Source organism: Micromonospora sp. LH3U1, assembly GCF_028475105.1.
In the GTDB taxonomy this organism is placed as follows: Bacteria; Actinomycetota; Actinomycetes; order Mycobacteriales; family Micromonosporaceae; genus Micromonospora.
This window is the reverse complement of the sequence record NZ_CP116936.1, coordinates 966,272-981,951: the sequence shown is the minus strand read 5'-3', so window position 1 is coordinate 981,951 and position 15,680 is coordinate 966,272. Positions and strand designations below refer to the sequence as shown.

Genomic DNA, 15,680 nt, shown 5'->3' with positions numbered 1-15,680 from the left:
CGAGGCGTGGCACCCACCGGTGTCACGCCTCGGCGGCGAAGACCACCTGGTAGCCGCTGGCCCGCAACGCGCTGATGAGCGTGTCCGAGTGCTCCACGCCCCGGGTCTCCACCGACAGCGCGACCTCCACCTCGCCGAGGCTGAGGTGCGGGTTGGCTCGCTGGTGTTCCACGTCCACCACGTTGGCCCGGTGCTCGGCGATCTGGCTGAGCAGCGACGCGAGTTGCCCCGGCCGGTCCGAGCAGCGCACGGTCACCCGCAGATAGCGACCTGCGGCGGCCAGCCCGTGCTCGATCACCCGCATCATCAGCAACGGGTCGATGTTGCCGCCGGAAAGCACCGCCACCACCGGCGTCTCCACCTCGACCACGCCCGCCAGCAACGCGGCGACGCCGACCGCGCCGGCCGGCTCGACCACCTGCTTACCGCGCTCCAGCAGCATCAACAGCGCCCGGGAGATGTCCTCCTCGGAGACCGTGACGATCTCGTCGACCAGCTTGCGCACGTGGCTGAAGGTGATCTCCCCCGGCCGGCCGACCGCGATGCCGTCGGCGATGGTGGAGAAGGCGGGCAGCCGGACCGGCTCCCCGGCCAGCAGCGAGGGCGGGAACGCCGCAGCCCCGGCCGCCTGGACGCCGATGATCCGGACGTCCGGCCGCAATGCCTTCACGGCCACCGCCATGCCCGAGATCAGACCGCCGCCACCCACCCCGGTGATGATCGTCTTGACCTCGGGGCACTGTTCGAGGATCTCCAGGGCCACTGTGCCCTGACCGGCGATCACATCGAAGTGGTCGAACGGGTGGATCAGCACCGCGCCGGTGCGCTCGGCGTACGTGTGCGCGGCGACCAGCGACTCGTCGACGGTGTTGCCGACCAACTCGATCTGCGCGCCGTACCCCTTGGTGGCGGCAACCTTCGGCAGCGGCGCGTTGACCGGCATGAACACGGTGGCGTGCGTGCCGACCAAGCCGGCGGCGAGGGCCACACCCTGCGCGTGGTTGCCCGCGCTCGCCGCGACCACGCCGCGCTCCCGCTCCGCCGCCGACAACCGGGAGATCCGCACGTACGCGCCCCGCACCTTGTACGAGCCGGCGCGCTGCACGTTCTCGCACTTGAGCCAGGTCGGCCCGCCCAGCGCCGCGCTCAGCGGACGGGAGGGCTCCAGCGGGGTGGTCCGGATGACGCCAGCGAGCAGTTCCCGTGCAGCCCGCACGTCGTCGAGACCGACCAGTTCCGTCATGCCCCGATCGTGCCACCCGCCTCCCGAGCGCTCTGCGGCGACACCGACGTGTGCGGCGTCACCGAGGTGCGCGGACGTTGATCCACTCGACGTCCCCGATATCGGGGTATCAACCGCGCCTCTATAGCGCGTCATCAAGGAACCGGAGTGGATCGCGCCTCCCCGCCCGGACCACCCTCAACGGACGGCCAGACCGGGGCGGACGGCCAGACCGGGCCGGTCGGCCACGCTGGCAGCGCGCGGGCGATACGGGCCTCCTGCGCGGCGGAGATCCGCTGGATCAGCACGATCAGCGCTACCCCGGCGATCACGCAGGCCACAGCGGGCACGGTGTTGCGGAGGAGCGAGTCCCGGTAGTAGTCGATGTACGCCTGGTACCCGGCATCGGTGAAGGGGATCTCCGGCAGCCTGTCGTACGCCCGGCTGTCGAGGCGGCTGACCAGCCGCTCGCCCAGGCTGAACACCAACCACGCGGCCCACCAGACGTACACCAGATCCGGCGTGAACCGCCGATGGAGGCTGTCGCGGGCCACGTTGGCCACCACACGGGCCGGCACCACCAGGTTGGCGAACGGAACCAGCCAGCCGGCGATCGCCCAACCGGCCCCGAGCGTCGTCAGCGCACCCGGGAACGCCTCGATGTTCTTCCGCGTCCGCCACGTCCAGATGATCACCAGCACGGCGGCAGTGAGGTACGCGGCCACCATGGGCAGCGCCAGCAGCGCCTCGATGACCACCGCGACGGCCAGCAGATCCCGGTCACCGTCGGCCCTCGCCTGCCGGGCCATCACCGACCCCACCAGCGGAGCGAGTGCCACTACGAGGTACAGCACCGCTGTCGCGCCGACCGCGATGCGGGCAGCCAGGCCGATGCCGCGTACCGAGTAGGTCGGCAGCCCCGGAGTGACGGCAGGCTGGCCGAGCGGCGTGTAGCACCGCTGGCATTCGTTGTCCTCGGGGGACGTGGCGTCCCCACAGGTCTGGCAGCGCATAGATGTCCCCCGGGTCCGCGCGACGATGCGCGCACACCGTAGACGATCATGCAGCGGTCGGCGACCCCGTTCCGACCCGGGGGTAGCCGGGGGCGTGGCGCGCCCACGGGGCGGCCATCTCGAACTGGCCCGCCACACCGAGCAGCAGCAGCTCGGAGCCGGGCGGACCGACGAGTTGCACGGCGACCGGCAGGCCGTCCGGACGGCGTCCGACCGGCACGACGACCGCCGGCAGGCCGGCGATGTTCCACGGCGCGGCGTACGGGGCGTACCGGATGTTGGCTGTCATGTTCGCCCGCCAGGACCGGTCCGACCAGCGGGCGGCCTCCGGTGGCGCACTGGCCAGCGCCGGGGTGAGCAGCAGATCGACCGAGTGGTCGGTGAAGAAGTCGACCGACCGTTGCCGCCACGCGGCCCGGTCGGCCTCCCGCACGTAGCCGCGACGCTGCGCCCACTCGCCCAGCGCGACGTGCCGCCGGGTACGCCGTTGCAGGCCACGCCGGTCCAGACCGGAGGCCCGGACGTCGGTGGCGGCGGCGGCGAACCAGGTGGCGATGCCCTGTAGGCCGAGCGCGGTGGGGTAGACCGGATCGGCTGGCACCGTGTCGTGCCCGGCGGCGGCGAGAAGCCGCCCGGCGGCGGCGACCGCGTCCCGGTTGGGTGCGTCCGGCGAGACGCCGCGCACCGGGGAGCGCAGCGAGACGCCCACCCGCAGCCGCTGCGGCGGGACCAGCTTCTCGGGACGCCGGCCGGCGAGCACCGAGAAGCCGACCGCCGCGTCGGCGACCGTGCTGGTCAGCATGCCGTGCTCGGTGAGGCCGAACCAGTCGTCCGCGCCGAGCTGGCAGGGGACCACGCCCCGGCCGGGCTTGAGCCCGACCAGGCCGCAACAGGCCGCGGGAATCCGGATCGAGCCGAGACCGTCGTTGCCGTGCGCGATGGGCACCAGGCCGGCGGCCACCGCCGCGGCGGCGCCACCGGAGGACCCACCGGGGGTACGCGTGCTGTCCCACGGATTGCGGGTCACCGCGCTGTCGTCGTCGGTGAGCGCCCACAGCCCCAGTTCCGGCATCCGGGTCACGCCGAGGATCACGGCGCCGGCACCGCGCAGCCGACGCACCACCTCGTGGTCGGCCTCCGCGACGTCGGTGCGTGCGGCCGCCGAGCCGTTCCAGGTGGGCAGGCCGGCGACCGGAGTGTTCTCCTTGACCGCCACCGGCACCCCGGCCAGCGGCAGGTTGGCCAGGTCCTCCTGCTCGTCGACCTTCTCCGCCTCGGTGATCGCCTCGCCGCCGCGCACGGCACGGAACGCGGCCAGCTCACGGTCGGCTCGGGAGATGTACTCGAGGTGGTCGGCGACGACCTGGGTGGCCGAGACGTCACCTCGCCGTACGCCCCGGGCGATCTGCTTGGCGGTCGTCCCGACCCAGGTCGCCATGATGTCCTGCACGGCCATCCTCCCCAGCGGTCAGCCCAGCGCCTGCTCCAGATCGGCGAGTAGGTCGTCGACCGTCTCGATGCCGACAGACAGTCGCACGAGATCGCCGGGAACTTCAAGCGGCGAGCCGGCAGCACTTGCGTGTGTCATCCGACCCGGGTGCTCGATCAGGGATTCCACACCGCCCAGCGACTCCGCGAGCACGAAGAGCTTGGCCCGGTTGCAGATCTCCACGGCGTGGTCCTCACCACCGGCGGCGCGGAACGAGATCATGCCGCCGAACCGGCGCATCTGCTTGACGGCCACCTCGTAACCGGGGTGCGAAGGCAGCCCGGGGTAGATCACCTCGGCCACCTTGGCGTGCCCGTCGAGGTACGCCGCGATCCGCTCGGCGTTGTCGCAGTGCCGGTCCATCCGTACCCCGAGGGTCTTGATGCCCCGCAGGGTGAGCCAGGCGTCGAACGGGCCGTTGATCGCACCCATCGCGTTCTGGTGGTAGCGCAACTCCTCGCCGAGTGCGGCGTCGGCGACGACGAGCGCGCCACCGACCACGTCGGAGTGCCCGCCGATGTACTTGGTGGTGGAGTGCACCACCACGTCCGCGCCGTGCGCGATCGGCTGCTGCAGGTACGGCGAGGCGAAGGTGTTGTCCACCACCAGCAGCGCGCCCGCGTCGTGTGCCACGGCGGCCAGGGCGGCGATGTCGGCGATGCCGAGCAGCGGGTTGGTCGGCGTCTCCACCCAGACGATCTTCGTGCGGCCCGGCTGCACGGCCGCCCGGATCGCGGCCGGGTCGGAGACCTTCGCCGGAGTGAACTCCAGGCCCCAGCGCTGGGCGACCCGGGCGAAGAGCCGGTACGTGCCGCCGTACGCGTCGTCCGGGATCACCACGTGGTCGCCCGGCTGGCACACGGCCCGCAGCAGGGTGTCCTCCGCCGCCAGGCCGCTGGCGAAGGCGAGCCCCACCGGACCGCCCTCCAGCGCTGCCAGGCACTCCTGGAGCGCGTCACGGGTCGGGTTGCCCGAGCGGCTGTACTCGTAGCCGAGGCGGGGTGCGCCGACGGCGTCCTGCGCGTACGTGCTGGTTTGGTAGATCGGTGGGATCACCGCGCCCGTTCGGGCCTCAGGGTCCTGACCGGCGTGGATGGCGAGCGTCTCGAAGCCGTGACTCATTCTGGTGAGGCTAGTGCCCCGTCCCGAGGGCTGGAACGGAACCCGCGCTCCCGCCGATCCGGCACCCTGCGGTCCGGGGCGGCCGGCATAGCCTGGGCCGATGAGCGGTTGCGTCTTCTGCGGGATCGTGGCAGGTGAGGTGCCGGCGTTCCGGGTCGCCGACACCCCGGACGGGGTGGCGTTCCTGGACACCCGACCGGTGTTCAAGGGGCATGTGCTGGTGGTGCCCCGGGTCCATCTGGTGACCCTGGCCGAGTTGCCGGCCGACCTGCTGCCCGGCTACTTCGCGCTGGTCCAACGCCTGGCGGTGGCCGTCGAGACCGCTCTGGGTGCCGGTGGGACGTTCGTGGCGATGAACAACAAGGTGTCCCAATCGGTGCCCCACCTGCACACCCACGTGGTTCCGCGGACCAAGGGCGACGGCCTGCGTGGGTTCTTCTGGCCGCGTACCCGCTACGGCGACGACGCCGAGGCCCAGACGTACGCCGACCGGGTCGCCGCCGCCCTCTGAACGGGGGCCTGACTCACACCGGCGCGGGTAAGGAAGCAGGACCCACCGGTGTTACACGCTGGGAGAGGTACGAGAGGAGAGTCCCACGTGTTTTTGCGCCGTATGAACGCCGAGATGGTTTCGCCCGACCAGGCCCTGCCGGGCCGCCCGATCGCCATGCCGGTCGCCGACCGGCACGAGGTGCTGGGCACCCCGCTGAAGGGTCCGTTCCCGGAGGGCCTGCAGGTCGCCGTCTTCGGGATGGGCTGTTTCTGGGGCGCTGAGCGGCTGTTCTGGACGCTGCCCGGCGTTTACACCACCTCCGCCGGCTACGCCGGTGGCGTCACCAGGAACCCGACGTACGAGGAGACGTGTTCCGGCCGGACCGGGCACGCCGAGGTCGTCCAGGTGGTGTACGACCCGAGCAAGATCACCTACGAGGACCTGCTGAAGGTCTTCTGGGAGAACCACGACCCGACCCAGGGCATGCGCCAGGGCAACGACGTGGGCACCCAGTACCGGTCGGCGATCTACACGACGACCGACGAGCAGCGGGCCATCGCGGAGTCGTCCCGGGACGCGTTCCAGCCGATCGTGTCGCGGGCCGGCAAGGGTGAGATCACCACCGAGATCGCCCCGCTCGGCAGCTACTACTTCGCCGAGGACTACCACCAGCAGTACCTGGCGCCGACGAAGAACCCGAACGGGTACTGCAACCACGGCCCGAACGGGCTGAGCTGCCCGGTCGGCGTGGCCCGCACCGCGGGCTGACCGGCGCCCACCTGCGCAAGCGTGATGCCCGGCCGCCGATGAGGTGGCCGGGCATTCCCATTTCCCCATGTGATCGAAATCCGTTGCCGAGCCCGCCGAGGACTCGATAACGTATCCGTACACGTGAAGGGAGGTGGTCCAGACTTGTATAGCAATCGGACTCGTGAGGTGGCTGTCAGCTAGCCGCTGTCCTCGACAGTGATCGGTCCGCCGCGAGGCGGGCACTAGCACCATCGTCGAGACCGTGTGGCAGCGGTGCGGCGAATCCACGACAGCCACCCGACCCCCGGGGTGCCGGCCAAGTCCAGCCGGCCCGCGCACCAGCGCGGAGCGCCCCGGGGGTCGCTCCATATCCGGAGGACCCAGCGATGTCCATGCGCGAGCTGGTGGTGCTGGGAACGGCCAGCCAGACGCCGACCCGTCAGCGCAACCACAACGGGTACGTGCTGCGCTGGGACGACGAGGTGATTCTGTTCGACCCGGGTGAGGGCAGCCAGCGCCAACTCCTGCACACCACGGTCACCGCCAGCGATCTGACCCGGATCTGCGTCACCCACTTCCACGGCGACCACTGCCTCGGCCTGCCCGGCACGATCCAACGGCTCTCCCTGGACCGGGTGGCGCACCCCGTCGCCGTGCACTTCCCAGCCGGTGGCGCCGAATACTTCGCCCGCCTGCGGCACGCCACCTCCTTCCACGAGACCGCCGAGCTGCGGGTCGAGCCCATCGAGGCGGACGGACAGCGGATCACCCTGGGCTGCGGCACGCTGGAGGCACGCCGGCTGCGGCACCCCATCGAGACGTACGGCTACCGGCTGGTCGAGCCGGACGGTCACCGGATGCTGCCGGAGAAGCTGGCCGCGTACGGCATCGCCGGGCCGGCCGTCGGCGAGCTGATCCGCGTCGGGCACCTCGACCTCGACGGACGCCGCGTCACCCGCGACGAGGTGAGCGTGCCCCGGCCGGGGCAGCGGTTCGCCTTCGTGATGGACACCGGCCTCTGCGACGGGGTGTACGCCCTCGCCGAGCACGCCGACCTGCTGGTCATCGAGTCGACCTTCCTGGAGTCGGAGGCCGCGCTCGCCGCCGAGGTCGGCCACCTGACCGCGGCGCAGGCCGCCCGGGTGGCGACCGAGTCCGGGGTACGCCGGCTCGTGCTCACCCACTTCTCCCAGCGCTACCCCGACCCGCGCCGGTTCCACGACGAGGCCCGTGCCCACTTCGACGGTGACCTGATCATCGCCGAGGACCTGACCACGGTGCAGCTCCCACCCCGCCGGGTAGCCTCGACCGGGTGACCGTCACGCTCCGCCTCGCCACCGGTGACGACCTGATGGCGGTGGGCGCCATGCACCAGCGCTCCCGGGTCGCCGCGTACTCCGCCTTCCTGCCGGCCGAGGCGTTGGCCGACCCGACGCCGGAGGCGATGGGGCGGTACTGGGCCGAACGGTGGCACTGGGAGCAGGACAACCACCGGCTGACCGTGGCCGAGCGCGCCGGGGAGCTGGTCGGGTTCAGCTACCTCGGCCCGGACGACGAGGACGACCCGGAGACGGGGCTGCTCAACGCGATCCACCTGGAGCCGGCCGAGCAGGGCCGGGGCACCGGCCGCGCGCTGATGACGGACGCCCTGGACGCCATGCGTGCCCTGGGCTGGCGCCGCGCGGTGCTCTGGGTGCTGCGGGACAACGCCCACGCCCGAGGCTTCTACGAACGCGGCGGCTGGACCCCGACGGGTGCGAAACGCGAGGAGCACATCGGCAGCGCCCCGACTCCCCAGCTCCGCTACTCCCGCCTCCTGGACACGTAAGACCCAACGCGCACACCCAACCTGTCCGCCCGCCCCGCCCCCGCGCCCCGGCACCCCGGCGTCCCGCGCCCACCGCCCCGCGCCCCAGCGCCCCGCTGATCTAGGGAAAATCGTCGTGATCGGAGATCATCTGACGACGATTCTCCCTAGATCGGCGCGGGAGGCGCGGGAGGCGCGGGAGGCGCGGGAGGCGCGGGAGGCGCGGGGGCGCGGGGGCGCGGGGGCGCGGGGGCGCCGGGGGACGGCGGGACGCGGGGGACGGCGGGACGCCGGGACGCCGGGACGGCGGGACGTCGGGACGCGGTGGGACTTAGTGGGCGCCTAGGTGGGCCAGGAGGTCCTGGCGGGTCAGGACGCCCTTGGGCTTGCCGTCGACGAGGACCAGCGCGGCGTCGGACTTCTCCAACAGGCCCACAGCCTCGCTCACCGGCTGACCACCACCGATCATCGGCAGCGGGTCGCCCATGTGCCGCTCGATCGTGTCGTGCAGGTGGGCCTGGCCGGTGAACAGCGCGTCGAGCAGGTCCCGCTCGGCGATCGAGCCGGCCACCTCGCCCGTCACCACGGGCGGCTCGGCCTTGAGCACCGGCAGCTGCGAGACGCCGTACTCACGCATGTAGTCGATCGCGTCGCGGACCGTCTCGGTCGGGTGTACGTGCACCAGCTCGGGAAGGCCACCCGGCTTGCTGGCCAGCGCGTCGGCGACCGTCGGCTCCGCGCCGGAGTTGTCGAGGAAGCCGTACCGGGCCATCCACGAGTCGTTGAAGATCTTCGAGAGGTAGCCCCGGCCGCCGTCCGGCAGGAGCACCACCACCACGTCGTCGGGGCCGGCCTTACGGGCGACCTCCAGCGCGGCGACCACCGCCATCCCGCAGGAGCCGCCGACCAGCAGCCCTTCCTCGCGGGCCAGCCGCCGGGTCATCTCGAAGGACGCCTTGTCGGACACCTCGACGATGTCGTCGGCGACACTCCGGTCGTACGTCTCCGGCCAGAAGTCCTCGCCGACGCCCTCCACGAGGTACGGCCGGCCGGTGCCGCCGGAGTAGACCGAGCCCTCCGGGTCGGCCCCGATGACCCGCACCCGCCCCTCGGAGGCCTCCTTGAGGTACCGGCCGATGCCGGAGATGGTGCCACCGGTGCCGACGCCCGCCACGAAGTGGGTGAGCCCGCCCTCGGTCTGCTTCCACAGCTCCGGGCCGGTGGTCTCGTAGTGCGAGCGCGGGTTGGCCGGGTTGCTGTACTGGTTGGGCTTCCAGGCGCCGGTGATCTCCCGGGTCAGCCGGTCGGAGACGTTGTAGTACGAGCGCGGGTCCTCCGGGGCGACAGCGGTCGGGCAGACCACCACCTCGGCGCCGTACGCCCGGAGCACGTCCTGCTTGTCCTGGCTGACCTTGTCGGGGCAGACGAAGACACACTTGTAGCCCTTGAGCTGGGCCACCAGGGCCAGCCCGACGCCGGTGTTGCCGCTGGTCGGCTCGACGATGGTGCCGCCCGGCTTGAGCAGGCCGGCGGCCTCGGCGTCCTCCACCATCCGCAGCGCGATCCGGTCCTTCACCGAGCCACCCGGGTTGACGTACTCCACCTTGGCGAGCACGGTGGCCTGGATGCCCTCGGTGACGTTACGCAGACGTACCAGCGGGGTGTTGCCGATCATGTCGACGACATTGTCGTAGTACTGCACGGTGTGCCCTTCGTTGCGGCGCCGGCGATGGCGGCCGGGCAGACGTTTCCTCGCCGCCCAGCGTACGTGTCGTCAGGACACCAGCCCCCCGGGGATGACCGAGCTGCGGCGGGCCTCCCACTCCAGGAAGCGCTCGGTCTCGGCGAGCACGCTGCCGGCCAACCACGTGATCATGACCGCGTCGTCGGCCAACCCGAAGATCGCCAGCGGGATCTCCGGGAGCAGATCGATCGGCGAGACGATGTACGCCGTCGCCGCGGTCATCAGGGCCAGTCGGAGGCCGCCGTCGTACTCCCCTTTGGTCGTGGCCCGGATCATCCGGGGCAGCGCGGCCAACCGGGCGCCGATCGACGGCCCACCGCGCGCCCCGGCCGCCAGTGCCCGCGCCAGTGCCGTGAACGCCGCGCTGCGCTTCAGTGTCTTCCCCATCGTTGCGCTCCTCTCCGCCGGATCAGCGTGGCGGGTCGGCGCAAGTCGGCCGGCCTCACCCGTACAGATACCCCGTCGCGTCGGTTTCCAGGCACCCGTGTGGCGTCACGACGACAGCGGCGTGTCGGGCCGGCGCGATAATGTCGCGGTATGGGGGTGGCTGATTCCGTCGTACCCGGAGGCGAGCGCTGGCGGCAGGCCCGGCGCTTCGCCCTCCTGGCCGCCATCGGGACGGGCGCCACTGCGGCGGCCGCGGCGGCGACCGGCGGGGTGCTGCTCGGCCAGGCCCGGCAGGCCCGACGCACCATCCCCATGGCCGAGGCACCGCCGCCGCGCTGCGACGGGATGTACGGCGCGAAGTTCCCTGGCCCAGCGCTCACCATGGTCGTGCTCGGTGACTCGTCGGCGGCCGGCTACGGGGTGCACCGCCGTCGGGAGACGCCGGGCGCGTTGCTCGCGACCGGCCTGTCACGTCGACTGCACCGGCCGGTGCAACTGCACCGCTTCGCCGTGGTCGGTGCCATCTCTGCGGCGCTCCGCCACCAGGTGGAGGCGGCGCTGGAGTGCCGACCCGACATCGCGGTGATCCTCATCGGGGGCAACGACATCACCAACCGCACCCCGCGCGGGCTGGCGGTGCGCTACCTGGTCGAGGCTGTTCACACCCTGCGCGACGCCGGGTGTGAGGTGGTCGTCGGCACCTGCCCCGACCTGGGCGCGATCCGCCCGATCCAGCCGCCTCTGCGCTGGCTGGCGCACCGGTGGAGCCGCCAGCTCGCCGCAGCCCAGACGGTCGCCGTCGTCGAGGCGGGCGGGCGGACGGTCTCGCTCGGTGATCTGCTCGGCCCGCGTTTCACCGCCGAGCCGACCCGGATGTTCGCCTGGGACCGGTTCCATCCCTCCGCCGAGGGGTACGCGATGGCCGCCGCCGCGCTCCTGCCGACGATGCTCTCCGCGCTCGGCGCAGGGCAGGAACGACGGGCCACACCGACGCGGGGTGAGGGCGTACGGTCGCTGCCGGAGGCCGCGCAGGAGGCGGCTCGGCACGCCGGCACGGAGGTCAGCGGCACCCAGGTCCGGGGTCGCGACCGGGGGCCGGCGGGCCGGTGGGCGCAGTTGCGTCGCCGGGCGTTCTTCGGTGTCGGCGCGGTGCCGCAGCACGGGTCCGCCTCGGGCACCTCGACACTGGAGGGACTGGCATGAACGAGCGCAGGGAGCGTGGCGGAACCACCGGCCTCGCCGGCCGGCTGGGTCGGGCGACGGCGATCTCGCTGCTCGCCGGCACCGTTGGAGGCGCGGCCGTCCTGGCCGGCGAGGCGTTCGTGGCCCGGCACCGGCGCTACGCCCAACCGGAGCTGGGGCTGGCCCTGCGGGCCACGGTCGGCCGGGCGGGCGCTCCGCCGCTGCGGCTGGTGCTGCTCGGTGACTCGTCGGCACTGGGCGTGGGTGTCGACCGTCTCGAGGACACCATCGGCGGGCAGTTGGCCAACCTGCTCGCCGAGGGCCCGACCGGCCGGCGGGTGCACCTGTCCAGCGTCGGCGTCTCCGGGTCCCGCTCGACCGACCTGGCCACGCAGGTGGCCCGGTCCCTGCTCGGCGAGCGACCCGACGTGGCGCTGATCCTGATCGGCGCGAACGACGCCACCGGGCTGCGCCGGCCCTCCGACGCGGCGGCATATCTCGGCGCGGCGGTGCACCGCCTGCGTGAGGCGCGGGTCGAGGTGGTGGTGGGCACCTGCCCCGATCTCGGGGCGGTGCGGGCCATCGCGCCTCCGCTGCGCCAGGTGGTTGGCTGGTCCGGGCGGCGGATGGCCCGCGCGCAGACCATGGCCGTGCTGGACGCTGGCGGCTCGGTCGTCGACCTGGCCACCGAGACCGGGCCGGTGTTCCGGGCCGACGCGGGGACGCTCTGCCACGACGGCTTCCACCCCTCCGCCGACGGCTACCGGGTGTGGGCGCACGCCCTGCTGCCCGCTGTCGCCGCGGCGGCGACCGTCGCGACCCGGCGCTAGATCGTTCCCCGCCGGGGTGACATTTCCCGCCGCGCCGGCTCCTTCCGCGCCATGTTACCGGCGGGTTAACGTTGGTCCATGCCGATTGAGTCGTCCCGCGACGCCGTCATCGTCGCCACCGCCCGCTCCCCCATCGGCCGGGCGCACAAGGGGTCCCTGCGCGACGTCCGCTCCGACGACCTCGCCGCGACCATCGTCCAGGCCGCCCTGGACAAGATCCCCCAGCTCGATGCCACCACGATCGACGACCTCTACCTCGGGTGCGGCCTGCCCGGCGGCGAGCAGGGCTTCAACATGGCCCGGGTGGTGTCCACACTCCTCGGTCTGGACACGGTGCCCGGCGCCACGCTGACCCGCTACTGCGCCTCGTCGTTGCAGACCACCCGGATGGCGATGCACGCGATCCGAGCCGGCGAGGGCGACGTGTTCGTCTCAGCCGGGGTGGAGATGGTCTCCCGCTACGCCCGGGGCAGCTCGGACGGGCTGCCTCCGGAGGCGCAGGCCCTGGTCGGTGGCAGCTGGGAAAACCCGCGCTTCGCCGCGGCCGGCGAGCGCTCGAAGCGCCGCGCGCAGGGCGACGCCGAGGTGTGGACCGACCCGCGCGAGGCCGGCGAGCTGCCCGACATCTACCTGACCATGGGGCAGACCGCGGAAAACCTGGCCCAGGTGTACGACGTCACCCGCGCCGACATGGACGAGTTCGGCGTACGCAGTCAGAACCTCGCCGAGAAGGCCATCGCCGACGGCTTCTGGGCCCGGGAGATCACCCCGGTCACCACGCCGGACGGCACCGTGGTGAGCACCGACGACGGCCCCCGTGCCGGCGTCACCCTCGACGCTGTCTCCGGCCTGAAGCCGGTGTTCCGCCCGGACGGCCGGATCACCGCCGGCAACTGCTGCCCGCTCAACGACGGCGCGGCCGCCGTGGTGGTGATGAGCGCCCAGCGGGCCGAGGAGCTCGGGCTGACCCCGCTGGCGCGGATCGTCTCCACCGGCGTGACCGCCCTGTCGCCGGAGATCATGGGTCTCGGTCCGGTCGAGGCGTCCCGGCAGGCACTGCGCCGGGCCGGCATGACCATCGACGACGTCGACCTCGTCGAGATCAACGAGGCGTTCGCCGCGCAGGTCATCCCCTCCTACCGCCAGTTGGGCATCCCGGAGGAGAAGCTGAACGTGATGGGCGGCGCGATCGCGGTCGGCCACCCGTTCGGTATGACCGGCGCCCGGATCACCGGCACCCTGCTCAACGCACTGGAGTGGCACGACAAGACCATCGGTCTGGAGACGATGTGCGTCGGCGGCGGCCAGGGCATGGCCATGGTGCTCGAACGGCTGAGCTGAGCTGACGTCAGAGCGCGCTGCGGGTCGCCGTCGCCTCGGCGGCGGCCCGGGCCAGCGCCTCGACCCCCGGATCGGCGGCCACCAGGTCCGCCGCGACCACGCGCAGCTGATCGGGCAGGGCCAGGTCGTTGTCGAGCCGAGGCACCACCCGCCGGGGCTCACCCTCGGCGTCGGCGGCCAGGTTCGCGATCTCCTGCACCAACCGGTGCACCAGGTCGGCGCGGGACACGTTGCCGGTGGTCGCGACCGCCGCCCAACGCGGCTGCTGCCAGTGCCCGACCTGACGGACCAGCAGCTGCACGGCCTGATCCAACTCCGCTGCGCTCATCGCCGCCGAGTCTACGGCCGGCGCCGGCCGCACCACTGCCGGCCGGTCAACGGCGCAGGTAGCTGAGCAGCCGCAGCAGCTGCCAGTAGAGGAAGACCAACCCGGTGAGCAGGCCGAACGCGCTCAGCCACGCGTACCGGCGGGGTCGACCGTCGCGCACCGACCGCTCGACGAGGTCGAAGTCGAGGATGAAGCTGAACGCCCCGGCGATGATGGCCACCACCGAGAAGGCGTACGGCAGCCAGCCGACCTCCCCACTGACGCTGTAGACCGCCAGGCCCGGTCGCCCGGAGATCAGGTACGACACCAGGTTGACCACGCTGAGGACGGCGATGCCGAGCAACGTGCCGATCACCAGGCGAGCCAGCCGGGGCGTCGCCCGGATCACCCGGGCCCGGTAGAGCACCGCCATGCCGAAGAAAACGCCGAAGGTGCCAGCCACCGCCTGCACCACGATGCCCGGGTAGACCTGCTCGAAGGTGCGGCTCGCCACCCCCAGCAGCAGACCCTGGAGCACGGCGTAGCCGATGATCGGCAGCGGGTTGGTGATGCCCCGCAACGAGATGACCAGGACCAGCGCGATCGACGCGAGGGCGCTGCCGGCGAGCGCGGCGCCGAGCCACACGGCGTCGGGGATCACCGCCCAGGACACCGTCGCGGCCGCGCCGGTGACGAGCAGCAAGCCGACGGTACGGACCACCACGTCGTCGACGGTCATCGGCTCGACGTCACGGGAGCCGAGCACCCGGGCCTCCACCCGGCCGGTCTCGTCCAGCCGGTTGAGCACCGGGTTGTTGCTGCGCACCGCCGCCTCCTTCGCCCGCGTACCCCTAAGTCACTCTGCCCCGGAGGGGCCGGTGGCGACGGGCAAACGGCGCGGACGACGGCGCCCGCCCCCGCGAGAGCGGGAGCGGGCGCCGGTCAGGCTACGCAGACGAGGTCAGTCGTCGCCCTGGAAGTAGCTCAGCAGGCGCAGGATCTCGATGTAGAGCCAGACCAGGCTGACCAGGATGCCGAACGCGGCCGTCCAGGAGTAGCGCTGCGGCAGGCCCATCCGGACGCCGTCCTCGATCTCCTTGAAGCTGAGCACGAAGCTCAGCGAGGCGACCACGATGCAGACCAGGCTGAAGCCGATCGCCAGCGGGCTGCCGTCGCGCAGGCCCGTGTTGACGCCGAACAGCGCCAGCACCAGGTTGATCATCATGACGGCGAAGAGGCCGACCATCGCCGCGATCATGCCCTTGACGAACGCGGGAGTGGCCCGGATGACCTTCGCCCGGTAGAGCATCGCCATCAGGAAGAAGATGCCGAAGCTGGCCACGGCGGCCTGGAGCACGATGCCGTCGTAGAGCGTCTCGAACGCCTTGCTGACCATGCCGACGAAGACGCCCTCGACGACCGCGTACGCGATGACGAGCGCCGGGTTGGCCATCCGGGAGAACGAGATGATCAAGCCGAGGACGAGGCCGACCACCGCCGCGCCGATCCAGGCGGTGCCGACCAGCGCGTCGGGCACGAGCACCCAGGCGGCCGCTGCGGTGATGCCGAGGATGCCGAGCAGGGCAACGGTCTTGACGACGACGTCGTCGACCGTCATCGGCGCCACGGTGGGCGGCGCGGCCGGGTAACCGGCCTGGGACGGGTACTGCTGGGGAATGCCGGGCTGTCCGTACGGACCGGCCGGGGCGTACCCGGCGGAGCGCTCCCGCTCGGCCGCCTGGCCGAGCCGGGCGAGCACCGGGTTCGAGGTCTTCACTGTCTGGCCTCCCTCAGGGGGTCGTTTGCACGTGAACGTGCCCTCCAAGAGTAAACGGCGCAGCCAAGTCCTGGTGATCACGAATGAGAATGTGTGCAGGCCGACCTGTGCCCGGGGCGGGGGTCGAACCCGCACGCCTTGCGGCAGCCGCTTTTAAGGCGGCCGTGTCTGCCTTTCCACCACCCGGGCGGGTGGCACCGGCGCGCCGACACGCAC

15 protein-coding genes, 1 tRNA gene and 1 pseudogene are annotated in these 15,680 nt (G+C 72.2%); 7 read left to right on the top strand and 10 right to left on the bottom strand.

Features of this window, described 5'->3' with window-relative positions; translation table 11 throughout:
* Positions 1-22: 22 nt before the first annotated feature.
* The 4 genes from ilvA to PCA76_RS04650 all read right to left on the bottom strand — a co-directional run bounded on the left by ilvA (position 23) and on the right by PCA76_RS04650 (position 4,846).
* Positions 23-1,243: a threonine ammonia-lyase gene (gene ilvA / locus PCA76_RS04665; protein WP_272615536.1), complete on the bottom strand. Its 1,221-nt coding sequence runs from the start codon at positions 1,241-1,243 to the stop codon at positions 23-25.
* A 134-nt stretch (positions 1,244-1,377) separates the two neighbouring features.
* Entirely contained in the window at positions 1,378-2,235 is an 858-nt protein-coding gene (locus PCA76_RS04660) for a DUF4328 domain-containing protein (protein WP_272615535.1), read from the bottom strand.
* Positions 2,236-2,281: 46 nt separating this feature from the next.
* A complete protein-coding gene (locus tag PCA76_RS04655; RefSeq protein WP_272615533.1) occupies positions 2,282-3,691 on the bottom strand; it encodes an amidase in 1,410 nt (469 codons plus the stop codon).
* Between the two features lie 12 nt (positions 3,692-3,703).
* Positions 3,704-4,846 (bottom strand): cystathionine gamma-synthase, encoded by a 1,143-nt coding sequence (locus PCA76_RS04650; protein ID WP_272615531.1) that lies wholly within the window; start codon positions 4,844-4,846, stop codon positions 3,704-3,706.
* A 100-nt stretch (positions 4,847-4,946) separates the two neighbouring features.
* Here PCA76_RS04650 and PCA76_RS04645 point away from each other — a divergent pair, with 100 nt between their 5' ends.
* The 4 genes from PCA76_RS04645 (at position 4,947) to PCA76_RS04630 (ending at position 7,917) form a co-directional block, all read left to right on the top strand.
* Positions 4,947-5,357 carry an HIT family protein gene (locus PCA76_RS04645; RefSeq protein WP_272615529.1) on the top strand — a complete coding sequence of 137 codons (411 nt, stop codon included), beginning with the start codon at positions 4,947-4,949 and terminating at the stop codon, positions 5,355-5,357.
* Positions 5,358-5,444: 87 nt separating this feature from the next.
* On the top strand, positions 5,445-6,107 hold the full coding sequence (gene msrA / locus PCA76_RS04640) for a peptide-methionine (S)-S-oxide reductase MsrA (protein WP_272615527.1): 663 nt from the start codon (positions 5,445-5,447) through the stop codon (positions 6,105-6,107).
* A gap of 368 nt (positions 6,108-6,475) precedes the next feature.
* Positions 6,476-7,405, top strand: a complete 930-nt coding sequence (locus PCA76_RS04635; RefSeq protein WP_272615526.1) for a ribonuclease Z — start codon at positions 6,476-6,478, stop codon at positions 7,403-7,405.
* On the top strand, positions 7,402-7,917 hold the full coding sequence (locus PCA76_RS04630) for a GNAT family N-acetyltransferase (RefSeq protein WP_272615525.1): 516 nt from the start codon (positions 7,402-7,404) through the stop codon (positions 7,915-7,917). Before PCA76_RS04635 ends, PCA76_RS04630 begins: the two co-directional genes overlap by 4 nt.
* Positions 7,918-8,227: 310 nt before the next feature.
* Here the strand turns inward: PCA76_RS04630 and PCA76_RS04625 are convergent, their stop codons facing one another.
* Both PCA76_RS04625 and PCA76_RS04620 read right to left on the bottom strand, forming a co-directional pair.
* The gene (locus tag PCA76_RS04625) at positions 8,228-9,598 is read right to left on the bottom strand and encodes a cystathionine beta-synthase (RefSeq protein ID WP_272615523.1); all 1,371 of its coding nucleotides are present in this window, start codon (positions 9,596-9,598) and stop codon (positions 8,228-8,230) included.
* 72 nt (positions 9,599-9,670) lie between these two features.
* Positions 9,671-10,027 (bottom strand): YkvA family protein, encoded by a 357-nt coding sequence (locus PCA76_RS04620; RefSeq protein WP_272615521.1) that lies wholly within the window; start codon positions 10,025-10,027, stop codon positions 9,671-9,673.
* A gap of 150 nt (positions 10,028-10,177) precedes the next feature.
* Between PCA76_RS04620 and PCA76_RS04615 the strand changes: the two are divergent.
* The 3 genes and pseudogenes from PCA76_RS04615 to PCA76_RS04605 form a co-directional block, all read left to right on the top strand.
* Positions 10,178-11,259: pseudogene (locus PCA76_RS04615) on the top strand (SGNH/GDSL hydrolase family protein); the annotation flags it as partial.
* 15 nt (positions 11,260-11,274) lie between these two features.
* The gene (locus tag PCA76_RS04610) at positions 11,275-12,039 is read left to right on the top strand and encodes an SGNH/GDSL hydrolase family protein (RefSeq protein WP_442930241.1); all 765 of its coding nucleotides are present in this window, start codon (positions 11,275-11,277) and stop codon (positions 12,037-12,039) included.
* Positions 12,040-12,117: 78 nt separating this feature from the next.
* On the top strand, positions 12,118-13,380 hold the full coding sequence (locus PCA76_RS04605) for an acetyl-CoA C-acetyltransferase (protein ID WP_272615517.1): 1,263 nt from the start codon (positions 12,118-12,120) through the stop codon (positions 13,378-13,380).
* Between the two features lie 7 nt (positions 13,381-13,387).
* On the opposite strand, the gene PCA76_RS04600 is transcribed toward PCA76_RS04605, so the two are convergent.
* From PCA76_RS04600 to PCA76_RS04585, 4 genes are all read right to left on the bottom strand, one after another.
* The gene (locus tag PCA76_RS04600; protein WP_272615516.1) at positions 13,388-13,708 is read right to left on the bottom strand and encodes a hypothetical protein; all 321 of its coding nucleotides are present in this window, start codon (positions 13,706-13,708) and stop codon (positions 13,388-13,390) included.
* Between the two features lie 46 nt (positions 13,709-13,754).
* Entirely contained in the window at positions 13,755-14,513 is a 759-nt protein-coding gene (locus PCA76_RS04595) for a Bax inhibitor-1/YccA family protein (RefSeq protein WP_272615514.1), read from the bottom strand.
* A gap of 135 nt (positions 14,514-14,648) precedes the next feature.
* Positions 14,649-15,464 (bottom strand): Bax inhibitor-1/YccA family protein, encoded by an 816-nt coding sequence (locus PCA76_RS04590; protein ID WP_272615512.1) that lies wholly within the window; start codon positions 15,462-15,464, stop codon positions 14,649-14,651.
* Between the two features lie 108 nt (positions 15,465-15,572).
* Positions 15,573-15,653: transfer RNA gene (locus PCA76_RS04585), tRNA-Leu, on the bottom strand.
* Positions 15,654-15,680: the final 27 nt, after the last annotated feature.